A 12,488-nucleotide genomic window follows, 5' to 3' on the forward strand; every position below is an offset into this window, starting at 1 on the left:
CTTTGGCTCATATCGCATACGTTGACCATTCCTTCCATCAAAAAAGCTGTTCTTCGGCTTTTTTGCCGGAAATACTGCGCCGACACGGCCACACCGTGGATGTCTATTGGGATCATGGCTGGGAAAGGGGAGAGCAAGTGCCTCTCCATACGCTTGTAGATTACGATGCGCTCATTCTTTTTCAGATTACAGGCTCTTTCTTGGGCCTTTTATGTGATCTTAACACAAATATTACCTTTGTCCCTATGCTTGACGGATATGGAATCACCACGGGGCATGCATTGCCACGCACATACTGGCGCAAATTCGCAGGTGTAAAAATATTAAATTTTTCGAGAACATTGCACTACATCGCCATAGAGAACTCATTGGTCAGCCAATGCTACCAATACTATCAACCTCCGCTATTTGAATCCCGAGCCCCACAAACCGGGCTACATGGTTTTTTCTGGTGCAGAAGGCCTGAGGATATTTCCTGGAAGCACATACGCATCTTGATTGGTGAAACCACGTTCGACTCCTTTCACCTACATCTGGTGCCTGACCCTGGGCAACCGGAGCCAGAGCGTCCTACAAAAGATGAAATCATGCAACACCACATGACCATTTCCACGGGCTGGTTTGAAACCAAGGATGAAATCCTGCAATTGCAAAAGAAAGCAAACGTTTTTTTTGCGCCCCGGCTTGAGGAAGGGATTGGACAGGCTATGCTGGAGGCTTTTTCTCTAGGTCAATGCATTGTCTCCCCTGATACGGGTACTATGAATGAATATATTGTCCACGGCGTCAACGGTCTTCTCTATAACCCTGCCGACCTGAGGGCTCTATCATTTGAAAATGCTGTGAACCTGGGGCAATGGGGACGCGAATCAGCAATCACAGGGCGCTCGCATTGGCAGGAATTGGAGCAAAAACTCGTAGAGTATATTCTTACTCCTTCCCGACTGTGCTATGAGCAAGCGTTACTCCCAACCCGACCTCCGTGGATTGAACGTGTTTGCAGCCATCCCATCACGCAGAACTGTAAGTCGAAATTGCGGCCTTTTGTTCGCCGGTTGAAGCAACTCACTTAATCCGGGAATTTTACACCTTAAGCGATTTCGCTTTGTCACCAACCATACTGCATGTCTCACACTGCTAGTTTTTGTTGTTATGCTTTCCGCTGGGTCCAAAAATGAATTGAAGCAAATTTTTCAAAGAACTGATTATTGGTATCTCATATGCAAGTAGCACATACGGCGTTTTCTGTAGTCATAGCTGTATATAATGCGGGCAAAGTCTTGCCTCGCCTTCTCGATTCGCTTGCCCAGCAAACCTGTCGTGATTTTAATGTGATCATTCAGGATGGAGCATCAAAAGATAATAGCCTGGCTATTGCAGAAAGTTTTGCCTCGCGTCTGCCCGCCCTTCATTTGCGTAGCGAAAAAGATTCCGGCATTTATGATGCATGGAACAAGGCTCTTGATACGCATAAAGAGCTGTTGGGAGAGTGGATCATATTCTTGGGGGCAGATGATATTCTGGCCGCCCCGGACGTACTCAAGCGCGTGCATGAAAAGCTGACGGACTGCCCCGCGACGTTAAAATACGCATGCGGCGATATAGAATTTTTTTCGGAAGATGGCTTCGAGACGCGCCTTCGCAAGGCTGAGGCTGAAAAAGCGTACAGGTTTCTTCCTCTGGGAATGAGTTTTGCCCACTCAGCCCTGTTTCATCGCAAATGTGTTTTTGCGGTCGAGCGATTTGATTCCTCATACAAAATTGTTGGCGATTACGATTTTTTGATCCGCACCTGGGATGCGCAGGATGCTGGCGTGAATCTGGACATTCTTGTTACGCGCATGTCCACCGGGGGGTGTAGTAACAATGCCGCCAACGCTGAACTTTTGAAAAATGAAGTTGATCGTATCCGCAGAAAGCATTTTCCCGTCCGCCAGGTTTTATATAAAATTGAAGAAAAATTAAGCCCCGTGAAGGCCTGCGTAAAATCCGTTTCCAGCAAAAATGCTTTTATGACAGCCATCTGCGCTCGACTGCGCAAGTGGAAACAGATGTTCTTTTATCAGCGTTGATATGAATCACATCACTACCTACCTCTGTGGCGGGCTCGGCAACCAGATGTTTCAATATGCCGCAGGACGAGCCCTGGCGCTGCGTTGCAGAAGCGATCTGTTGCTGAATATCGCCTGGTATGATGCTCCACGGGATGACGCAACGCCCCGGCAATTTTGCCTTGATGCATTCCCTGCTCTTTACGGGCGGCAAGTCAGCGAAGCCTGGCCAGAGCCGGGAGGGCTTTGCTCCCGAGTGATGCGGCGCGTACTTTTTGCCCTGCCAATTGCGATCCATGGCTATATTGCCGAACCGTCGTTCAACTACTGGTCGGGGATTGAGCGGGTTCAAGCCCCTGCCCAACTTTCGGGTTTTTGGCAGACGGAAAGATATTTTACGCATGAAGCGCGGCAGATACGCACTGACTTTGCTTTTCCGGCTTTGCCGGAACATATCGCATTTGGCTTGCAGAGCAAAATTGCTGCCGTACAGCATTCCATTTCTGTGCATGTCCGCATGGGGGATTATATAAATAATCCCGCCGCTGCCATGCATAATGTTATCACACCCCAATATTATGCACGGGCGCTGCAGTATTTTTATAAAAAATACGGTGCATGCTCCTTGTTTCTGTTTAGTGATGAACCTGATAACGCAGCTTCTTCTTTTGACCCCCAAGGGCATGAACTGACCATAGTTGATACAAAAACAGAAGCTCATCACGACATGCACCTTATGTCGCTATGCAGGCATCATATTATCGCCAACTCCAGCTTTTCGTGGTGGGGGGCATGGCTGGGCGGTGAAGGCGGGGTTACCATCGCCCCTTCCCGTTGGTTCACCACGTCAAACATAAACGCGGTGGATGTTTGCCCTGCTGCGTGGTTACGGGTGGAACCTTAACTATGCCAAGCGCAACGCAACAACCTGGGCTTCCCCACCCCGCTCCCCGTTTTTCAACAGCCGAACTTACGGTGCTTCTGCCTGTATTCAACGGTGCGCAGCATGTTGCTGAAGCGGTAGAATCCATTCTGGCACAGACGTTCACAAATTTCGAACTGCTCGTTATTAATGATGGTTCTACAGACAACACATTGACGATTCTTGAGCAATTTGCGGCGCAAGATGCCCGCGTGAGGATCGTTTCGCGTGAAAACAGGGGGCTCATTGCCTCGCTGAACCAAGGGCTGGCGTTAAGCAGCACAGATATTATTGTGCGCATGGACGCAGACGATATTGCTTTGCCCCACAGGCTGGAACGCCAGCTCGCATTCATGAAAGCGCATCCAGATGTCGACGTGTGTGGCACAGGGCTAGTTTTTTTTGAAACAGGCCAAGAAAAGCGTTTGCCAGAAAATCACGATGCCCTGCTGGTGCTGACCCTTTTCAATACGCCGGTTTTTCACCCTACAGTCATAATGCGCAAATCGAGCGTTCTGACGGTGGGAGGATACTCCAGCAACGCGCCGTGCGCGGAAGATTACGACCTTTGGGAGCGCATGCTGCATTCTGGCAGCAGATTTGCCAATCTGGACGAAGTACTGCTGCGATACAGGGTGCACCCGAATGTAAACCGCTCAAAATATTATGTGAAGATGACCGCGACATCACTGGACATTTGCGGGCGGCAACTTGAGCGGCTCCACTTGCCGGTCAATGCAGCATCATTGGCGCTCCACCGTATCTGCTGCGCACCCTGCCCCGAAACACCCGCTATTCATGCTCAGCTGATCGACTGGTTGCACCGTATTGAAAAAGCAAACGCTGCGAGTCCCCTGTACCCGAAAGAGGCTCTGGCGCGTGAGCTTGCCCGCAGAGAACATGCCTTTACCGAGCTTTCGCCCTTTCAACAGCCCGCTGGCTGGATTGCCCGCCATCTTCGGCATTGCGCTCACCGTATGCTCTCTTTGGCGGGACATAACCGTCCGGCTCTGGAAGGATGGCTTGCATCCTGCTGGTGGCATGCAAAAAAATTCATGAAAAAACTGCGGTAAAATTGGCGATACTGGGGCATGGGCATGTATTCGAAGGTATTTACGTATTGCAACTGCCAGCGTACCCTTTCTTGATCACATACCGCTGCAATAATTCGTCATGGAAGCCATGAAAAAACTCATTGCCTATTCGCTTTGGGGCGACAACCCCAAGTACACCGAGGGCGCGGTCATTAATGCGCTGCAGCTCCCTGAGGTTTACCCCGGATGGGTCGCGCGTTTTTATTGTGGGCACACTGTGCCCGACAATATCGCAGCCCGCCTGCAGCAGGCTGACGCTGAGGTTATTTGGGTCGACGGCCGCAACGACAACCGTGGCATGTTCTGGCGTTTTTGGGCGCTGGCAGACGAAGATATTGAGCGCGTCATCATGCGCGATACAGACTCACGCCTGACGCCACGAGAAAAGGCTGCTGTTGACGAATGGGAGCGCAGCGGTCTTGCAGGACACATTATGCGTGATCACCCCTACCACGGTATGCCTGTAATGGGAGGAATGTGGGGCTGCAAGGGCGGGTTGTTTCGAGATGTCAAAACAATGATACAGAGCTTTTCGCCCACAAGCGCGCATAACCAGGATCAGCTTTTTCTTGAAAAAGTCATCTATCCGCAGCTGATTGCAGCTGGCTGCTGCGTTCATGATCCTTTTTTTCGCTATGAAAGCACAGCCCGTCCGTTTCCCACGCCCCGACAGGATTATACCTTTGTTGGCGAAGCCATAGGCAGCGACGGGCAGAGGGAAGACCATTGGCAGATTTTGCGCGAGTATGAGCAAAACCCCTTGCGCAGGCTGCGCTTTGCCTGTAAGCGGCAAATACTTGCAATGCAATTGCGCCTCTTTGGCAGAATAGGATGATGCTCCTGAATACTTATGTACGCTGGACACAATATTGAGCCCCATGATGAATGAATACGCGCTGGAACTCTCTGTAATCATTGCCGTGTGCAATGCAGCCAAGCCCTTTGATGCCACGTTGGGCGGCTTCTCTGCCCGCTCCCCTTTTTCCTACGAAATTGTCGTCCAGGATGCCATGTCTGCTGATGACACAGAACAGGTTGTTCTGAATCATGCAGACCTGCCGATCTCATATGAGCGCGCCCCAGACAGTGGCATTTATGACGCCTGGAACAAAGCCCTTCTCCGAACGCGTGGCAAGTGGGTCTGTTTTATGGGCGCCGGTGACAGCATTGACTGGCCCGCTCTGGCGCAGTGCATATCTGAGCTTAAGCAGTTGCCCGATTCTGTGGAGTATTATTCCACACCTGTGAGGCTTGTTACCCCCAGCGGTGCCGCCCTGGAGCTGATGTGCCCCTCAACCGCGCCAGTGCGCGATCTGCCGCAGGGCATGAGCCTGCCGCATCCGGGGCTGTTCCATCGCAGCACCCTTTTCACAAGGCACAAATTTGATGCCACTTGTCGCATTGCAGGAGATTATGATTTCCTGTGCCGCACCCTGCGTGAAGATAATGTCCGCATAGGCGGCATCACCTATGTCTCCATGCTGACAGGGGGCATAAGCGGTAGCATGGGTTCCATGTGCACCAGCGAAAAGGAATTGTTGCGGCTCTCACGAAAATATTTTCCGAAGGCAGTTCCGCTCAAACCTCTGCTGCGCCTTGCCCGAAGCAACGGTTATTTGGGCGTACGCTGGCTTTGCGGCAAACGTGTTGCCGGATATTTTGCGGACCTGCCGCGCCTGGCTCAGGGAAAGCCCCGACTGTGGAGCCTTCCAGAGCAGAGGGCTCTTGCCACGCCCCTTCCAGCGCTGGAGCAACCGTCAATTGATCTGCTTGTGGCGACACTGGGGCGACTTAATGAACTTGATCGGCTGCTCACGTCTCTTGAAAAGCAGACATACAAAAACTTTCGCGTCCTGCTGGCCGACCAAAATCCGCCAGGCTATCTGGACGACATGTTAGCACGTCATGCCAGCTTGCCCATAAATCGGACGGAACTTTCTCCACAGGGCGTTTCCAGTGCCCGTAACGCCATACAGGCACAATCCACCGCAGATATTGTCGCCTTCCCTGATGACGACTGCTGGTACGCGTCCGATACGTTGGAGCGCGTGGTGGAGCTTTTTAGGGTTTATCCTTCATGCGGCGCCTTGCTGGGAGTGTGGACGGCATCGCCCCAAACACCTGCACCCAAGATTTCGGAAGGCATAGTGAGCCGTACAGGACTTTTTCGGCTTGCGGGAACGTGCGTGCAATTTTACCGCAAGGAAGTCATCACTGACATACAGTTTGATCCTCAGCTTGGCCCCGGCACAGGGTTGCCCTACGGCTGCGGCGAGGACACGGACTATCTGCTGCATGTGCATGCGCTGACTGAAGTGCGGCGATACAAAAGAATTCGCGTTTTTCACCCTGCGCCTGAAACAAACTTGCCTCCTCCTGAAAAGGTGGCAAGTTATGCCGCAGGACGTATCTATTTGCTCAAAAAACACAAATTCCCATTGTGGTTTATTTTTGCCAATATACTGTTCCCTGTTCTTGCATTGCCATTCGGTATGGTCGTGCATGGAAGAGGCTGGGCAAAATACCGATGGCAAATGTTCAAGGCAAGGCTGCGAGCCTGGAGATGCGGATAGCCTGCCACAGCAAAACATTTTCCATAAAATGCAAGGGAAAAGGCAGTAAAAAGGCACGGCGATTTGGGGAGTTGTAAAGAGCAAGTGTACTGCCCGCATAAGTCAAACGGTCTTTAAGGGAATCTTTCCGTTTTTTACCAGTCTGATATCAGCATTGCGGGGTTTTACAGCCAGGCTCCGGGTGCAGGCAGGTGGCGTTAACGTTCTGTCAAGCCAGAGAGCGCGTTGTCCAGGTGCTCCAGGCTGCGCTATTGGCACGGCCAGAAGAATTTTTCCTTAATCGTGCGCATGGTGCGTTCAGCATCGGCGTTGCCTAGGGGATTCCTTAGCTGGTGGATGCCTGTGCGATGCCGAGTGGTGACATTGACGCGCAAAAATCTTTCTTGCTGTTCGCATCGGGTATTCCACACGGTTGGCGTTGACGGCCATGCCGGTTTTATGCTGGAGGATAGCTCCGATGCAACACCAGACCCCAAAAAGATGATCTATTTTGAGGGCCTCAACCAATGGCAAGAGCTCGGCATCGCGCCGAAGCTGAACCTGGCCGATTTGGCTCTGCCACTTACCAGTCTTTTTTAATTCCAGCCTCAATTCACCAACAGCCTGTTTAAGCATTTTATTCTTTGCCGTAAGCCGTCCCTCCCGATGATTTGCCGTGCCGCTTTGAAGGCCTGGGCGACATTGGCTCAAAACGTATCCCGCCAGCGTACACATGCTCCGAGCGATTTGATATTCACGGCAAAAGCTTGCCGTAGCGCGCCCGGCAATCCTCAAGCACAATGCGAGCTTTACCTTTACTGCCTCAGGCATATCTTTTTGCTTACCCACAAAATAAAGGATACGGTTGTGAATTTTCCGTATCCTTTGGTTCAATAGCCGTTTCTCACTCAAGATCGTCAAGGTACTTGCAGAAAAGCAACCACGAGGTCTGTCCTGTGCAGTTCAGTTCTGCTGAGCAGCCCACTCCGTTACGAAACAGGTATCCATGCGATTGAAGCCTCACGAGAACATGCGAGGAGGCTACTTCAGGTATTGATCCGTACGAATCAGCACTGGGAAGCATGGCCAAATATAGGATATTAGACCATACTCTACCAAAACCTGGAGAGTGCCCCTCCGAGTCTCTAAGCTCTCGATTGATACGGAGCCAGCCATTGAAGTTGCAGTGGGCATATCGTTTTTCTTTACATGAACTTGCGTTTAAAATAATAGATATATAGGATTTGCAGATGGTTCATTCCGTGAGTCTTTTGTGCCACTGCACTGTAGTTTTTCGTTCGACAAGCTGTATGTCATTTAAAAGTGTTCGAGTCGCCAGGTATCATTATTTGTAGTGTGTTATAAATATCAAGCAAGAGGCTATCACAATGAGCGATTTTTCTGCACAGTATGCACTTTGGGATAAGTTTCTCGTTACCTGGCCTATCAAGCAACTGCCTTCCATGACTCTAGATGAATACACCCGTGCTGGCTCCAAAGACAGCTTCACCTACTGGATCGAGTCTCGCCTGGATAAAATGGGTAGCATATGGGGTGGATCTGCATTCAAATTTGGCGTCTATTCCCGCAAAGACACCAAGGAAGTAAAATCTGATTCAACGCACAGCTACTCTGATACTCATGGCTGGTACACTTCATTGGGCGCCACGGCAGAACAGGCTTTTGAAAAGGTGCGGGATTTTATTGTCCAGGTGGCAACCTGGGCCAACCAAGGCAATATAGATGCCATCGACGCCTACCCGCACTTGGGTGAGTCTTTTAAGTGGAAGATAGCTTTTCACTATCAGAGCCGGCAACGACCTAATATCGTAAATGTTTTTAAGCAAACGCCATTGGCTGTTTATGTGGGGGGCAGCGCAAAACAGACCATGGGGGTACTGCAAAAAACAACGCTGGCCAGCCAGCCGACTGGCATGGGGATACTCGAATATGGGCATCAGGTGTGGGAATCGTGGAGCCAGAAAAATCTGGTGATCTGGAAGCTTTCTCATGGCGATAGAGACTTCGGAAAAGATGAAAGACAACAGTATCTTGATGAAAATTTAGCTGTCATACACCGTGACACTGCTCTAAGACAAGGTGAAAAATTTATCAATGCCCCATGTGGAACAGTATTTTATCTTTGTCATGGCAATAGTCCACAGCGCCTTTGTCAATTTACATCTCGTGAGTCACCGTGCCCTAATAGCCCTGAAGGTTGGGTACAGCGCAGCTACCGTGTTCTTAAACCCGCGCTGCGAACTGACCGATATACTAAGAACTCCAAGAAGTGGTCACCAATGGGCAATTCAACCTTCTGGAAGGTGGACTCCGACGATCTGGCCCTTTTTGAATCAACCTTGCTCAAACCCTATTTTGGCACAGATCTGGCGGAACTGGCGGCATTGGCGGGAGAATTCGACGAGCTTGACGGTGAAGAGGCTGCGGCGGCGCCTGCAAGCAACGGCCCAGCTAAAATTGTTGCCAGCAAACCCATAGCACAATGTTTTAATCGCATCTATTACGGCCCACCTGGAACAGGAAAAACATATACCTTGATGCAATTTTTAAAGCAAAATTATGTTTCAGATATTGTATCCATTACAGACGCAGAATGGCGTAGCCAGTTTATAGCCGACAAGATTTCCAGCTTGAAGTGGTGGGAAGGCATTGTGGCCGCACTGTATGATCTTGGAAAAAGGGCAAAAGTTTTTGATATTGCGCAACATCCATTTATTCAGGCCATTGCATCGACAAAAAACCGCACCAGAGGAATAAAACAAACGCTATGGGGAACGCTGCAATCTCATACTGTTGAATCGTCAGAAACTGTGAACACCAAAAACAGAATGAACCCGGCTGTTTTTGACAAAGTTGCAGGTTCAGAATGGAGACTTGTAGGTGATTGGCAAGATATCTGCTCTGACGTGATAGCCCTGGTGGACCAACTCAACGCCAAGCCCGCAAATGCGGACACCGTGCAGCAATACAGCCTTGTGACCTTTCATCAGTCATATGGCTACGAAGAATTTGTTGAAGGGCTGCGCCCCGTTTTGAGCGGCGAAGGCGAAACAGATGATATTGCGTATGAAATCCGTGCCGGTGCGTTCAAGGATCTGTGCAACAAAGCACGGCAAGCCCCAGACCAACGCTTTGCCATGGTGATTGACGAAATAAACCGGGGTAATATCAGCAAAATATTTGGGGAACTCATCACACTAATTGAGCCAGACAAGCGCGACCCTTTAAACGGAAATGCTCCACCCTTGGAACTTACCCTAGCCTATTCTGGGGAAAAATTTTCCGTTCCCGCAAACATAGATATTATCGGCACAATGAACACCGCAGATAGGTCACTGGCGTTGCTTGATACTGCCTTGCGACGCCGATTTGATTTTGTTCCGCTTCTGCCTGATGTGCGCGAGCAAGAAGTGGAAGGCGAACCACACAGTGCGCCACTTGCTGGCGTGGTTGTTAACACAAAAGACGGCGCCATTGACATACGCCAAATGCTGATGCGGATGAATGAACGCATTGAGGCGCTTTACGATCGAGACCACTGCATTGGTCACGCGTATTTTACGAAGCTTAAAGATGTGGACGATGGGAGCAACCGCTTTTCCATGCTGAAAGAAATCTTCCGTAACCGCATTATCCCGCTGCTGGAAGAATATTTCTTTGAAGATTGGCAAAAAATTCGTCTTGTGTTGGGAGACAACCAGAAAAATGACGTGAATGCCCAATTTATCGCTGAAAGCGATCATCAAAAAGACCTGAATGCTTTGTTTGGGAACAATCATGGCATTGAAAGCTACATGACAAAATGTCGCTATGTTGTGAACCCCTCGGCCTTTGGCAATCCTCAGGCCTACATGGGTATTTATCAGCCATTGGAGTAATGGGCTGCGAATGACAAAATGCACGGTTTATGAATTTGATGCGCTGACAGCCGAAAAGCCGAGTGATCCAAATATCGCGGGCCTACATTCGGTGCCAAAGCGGGTATTTGCCTGGCTGGCAGCCGAGGCGTTACGCCTCGCCGAGCAGGACGGGGCGGCTTGGCTGCGCCTTTCTCAGGCCCACGGGCGGCCTGCGGTACGGGTGAACAGCTTTGTCGGCGTAGTACGCACCCCTTGCGGTTATCAAATCGAGGTGCTGCCCAAAGTCGCCGAGGTCATAGGCGGGGGCGCTGCCGAGGCCCGCATCTTGCTCATAGAAATGCTGCGCTGCCTGCAAGAGTTTCCCCATATACAGACTGCCAATGCCAACTTGGCTGCCACGAACATGCCCCTTCTGGAGATATTTATTGGCGAATTTTTGCATGCTGTTGAGCGCATTGTAAAACGCGGATTACAGAACGACTACAGGCAAAAACAAGAAAACCTCTTTGCTTTGCGTGGTAAGCTGCAAATGGCTTCACATCTGCGCCAAAATCTGTGCCGACGAGATCGTTTCTTTACCGAAACAGACGAGTTTTCGTCCAACCGCCCAGAAAACCGTTTGCTGCATACGGCGCTTCATCGAGTTCTCGCCTGGACGCACTCGCAAGCCAATCATCAGCTGGCACGGGAATTGAGCTTTGTTTTTGCCGAGGTGCCCATTTCAACTGCGTCAATGGTAGATTTTAGCCTTGTACGCCACGATCGGTGTATGGTGCATTATGAGGCGGCATTGGACTGGGCTCGTTTGATCTTACAGGAGAAATCACCGCTTACGGGCGATGGCCAACATTGTGCGCCGTCCCTGCTCTTCCCCATGGAAAAGGTGTTTGAAGCATTTGTTGCAAAGTGCCTTGCCAAGCAGCTAATGCCTGCATTTTATTTGCGCGAGCAGGCGCAAAATCTGTGTTTGGTCAGGCACCTTGCACAGGATTGGTTTCGACTTAAACCTGATCTGCTCGTGCTGGAATCAAAGAAAAACCGCTTAGTTCTGGATACAAAGTGGAAGCTGATTGATGCCAGCAAGGGAAACAGTGATAAAAAATATGGGCTGGCCCAACAGGATTTTTATCAGCTAAGCGCATACGGCCAAAATTATCTGGAGGGCCAGGGCAGTGTTGTGCTAATTTATCCAAAGACAGACGCACTCGATCAAGCGCTGCCGAAATTTGAGTTTATCCGGTCATCAAGTCTTTGCCTTTGGGTTTTGCCGTTTTGCCTGCGAGAGAAGCGCTTGCTGTTGCCTCAATGTGGCAGCCTTGATGAGTTCTTTGCACAGCATCCACAGTAGGGGAACCAGTTCATTTTTCTCCAGATAAACCAGCCGTGAACAACCGAGCTTCCTTAAGACTCGAAACACGCTGCTCCGGCAGATACCCAGGGATATCTCATCTCTGGCTTTCCGTGCCTTATACAACTAGTACAATTAACAGAAATCCTACTCTGACAGTTTACGTGACATCACTTGGGTCGTGAGCTGTGATCTGCAAGTCCCTCTTGCCCGCCATGAGCATGGCGGGTTTTTCATTTTCTGAAGTGCCCAGGCTCACCCCGTATCCAGGGTATGCTGCTTTTACCACACGATTTTTTCTCGACTGTGAACAGTCAGTTGTCATTTTTATGGATGTATCACCCACTCACGTGGTTTGCCGTAGTGTGGCAACTCAAGTTTTGCTGTTTTGGGGGAAGGTGAACAGCCTTTTGGAGCATCATACACCAAGGCGGACTTTCCTTGAGTATTTTACATGCAGAAAGCCCGCCAAGCTGTTAGCTTAGCGGGCTTCTTTAAACTCTCTTGGAGTTCAAGATGGTGCCGAAGGGGAGACTCGAACTCCCACTCCCTTGCGAGAACTAGACCCTGAACCTAGCGTGTCTACCAATTCCACCACTTCGGCGCGAAGATTGATTTACCCGAACGGGCAGTGCTTGGC

At 50.3% G+C, this 12,488-nt stretch carries 9 protein-coding genes and 1 tRNA gene; 9 read left to right on the forward strand and 1 reads right to left on the reverse strand.

The features are described from left to right. Window positions 1-2: 2 nt before the first annotated feature. From BCS36_RS05340 to BCS36_RS05380, 9 genes are all read left to right on the forward strand, one after another. Window positions 3-1,073, forward strand: a complete 1,071-nt coding sequence (locus BCS36_RS05340; protein ID WP_291301879.1) for a glycosyltransferase — start codon at window positions 3-5, stop codon at window positions 1,071-1,073. 147 nt (window positions 1,074-1,220) lie between these two features. Continuing rightward, window positions 1,221-2,072, forward strand: coding sequence for a glycosyltransferase family 2 protein (locus BCS36_RS05345; RefSeq protein WP_291301880.1), 852 nt, complete (start codon window positions 1,221-1,223; stop codon window positions 2,070-2,072). Between the two features lies 1 nt (window position 2,073). Further along, window positions 2,074-2,955 carry an alpha-1,2-fucosyltransferase gene (locus tag BCS36_RS05350; RefSeq protein ID WP_291301881.1) on the forward strand — a complete coding sequence of 294 codons (882 nt, stop codon included), beginning with the start codon at window positions 2,074-2,076 and terminating at the stop codon, window positions 2,953-2,955. Window positions 2,956-3,026: 71 nt separating this feature from the next. After that, complete coding sequence (locus BCS36_RS05355) at window positions 3,027-4,046, forward strand: glycosyltransferase (RefSeq protein ID WP_291301882.1); 1,020 nt, start codon at window positions 3,027-3,029, stop codon at window positions 4,044-4,046. Window positions 4,047-4,155: 109 nt separating this feature from the next. Beyond that, the gene (locus BCS36_RS05360) at window positions 4,156-4,902 is read left to right on the forward strand and encodes a hypothetical protein (RefSeq protein ID WP_291301883.1); all 747 of its coding nucleotides are present in this window, start codon (window positions 4,156-4,158) and stop codon (window positions 4,900-4,902) included. A 43-nt stretch (window positions 4,903-4,945) separates the two neighbouring features. Beyond that, the gene (locus BCS36_RS05365; RefSeq protein ID WP_291301884.1) at window positions 4,946-6,640 is read left to right on the forward strand and encodes a glycosyltransferase; all 1,695 of its coding nucleotides are present in this window, start codon (window positions 4,946-4,948) and stop codon (window positions 6,638-6,640) included. Between the two features lie 438 nt (window positions 6,641-7,078). Next, window positions 7,079-7,219 carry a hypothetical protein gene (locus BCS36_RS05370; RefSeq protein WP_291301885.1) on the forward strand — a complete coding sequence of 47 codons (141 nt, stop codon included), beginning with the start codon at window positions 7,079-7,081 and terminating at the stop codon, window positions 7,217-7,219. Window positions 7,220-8,007: 788 nt separating this feature from the next. Further along, window positions 8,008-10,518, forward strand: coding sequence for an AAA family ATPase (locus BCS36_RS05375; RefSeq protein ID WP_291301886.1), 2,511 nt, complete (start codon window positions 8,008-8,010; stop codon window positions 10,516-10,518). A 10-nt stretch (window positions 10,519-10,528) separates the two neighbouring features. Continuing rightward, window positions 10,529-11,848 carry an McrC family protein gene (locus BCS36_RS05380; RefSeq protein ID WP_291301887.1) on the forward strand — a complete coding sequence of 440 codons (1,320 nt, stop codon included), beginning with the start codon at window positions 10,529-10,531 and terminating at the stop codon, window positions 11,846-11,848. 517 nt (window positions 11,849-12,365) lie between these two features. On the opposite strand, the gene BCS36_RS05385 is transcribed toward BCS36_RS05380, so the two are convergent. Beyond that, window positions 12,366-12,452 (reverse strand) — tRNA-Leu (locus BCS36_RS05385). Window positions 12,453-12,488 lie beyond the last annotated feature (36 nt).

The sequence above is a fragment of the Desulfovibrio sp. MES5 genome (genome assembly GCF_002237645.1).
Classification (GTDB): Bacteria; Desulfobacterota; Desulfovibrionia; order Desulfovibrionales; family Desulfovibrionaceae; genus Desulfovibrio.

Excerpts from the sequence above, each read along its gene's own strand:
- BCS36_RS05365 (WP_291301884.1), top strand. The coding sequence starts at position 4,946 with ATGATGAATGAATACGCGCTGGAACTCTCTGTAATCATTGCCGTGTGC.
- BCS36_RS05360 (WP_291301883.1), top strand. The coding sequence starts at position 4,156 with ATGAAAAAACTCATTGCCTATTCGCTTTGGGGCGACAACCCCAAGTAC.
- BCS36_RS05345 (WP_291301880.1), top strand. The coding sequence starts at position 1,221 with ATGCAAGTAGCACATACGGCGTTTTCTGTAGTCATAGCTGTATATAAT.
- BCS36_RS05375 (WP_291301886.1), top strand. The coding sequence starts at position 8,008 with ATGAGCGATTTTTCTGCACAGTATGCACTTTGGGATAAGTTTCTCGTT.
- BCS36_RS05350 (WP_291301881.1), top strand. The coding sequence starts at position 2,074 with ATGAATCACATCACTACCTACCTCTGTGGCGGGCTCGGCAACCAGATG.
- BCS36_RS05380 (WP_291301887.1), top strand. The coding sequence starts at position 10,529 with ATGACAAAATGCACGGTTTATGAATTTGATGCGCTGACAGCCGAAAAG.
- BCS36_RS05370 (WP_291301885.1), top strand. The coding sequence starts at position 7,079 with ATGCTGGAGGATAGCTCCGATGCAACACCAGACCCCAAAAAGATGATC.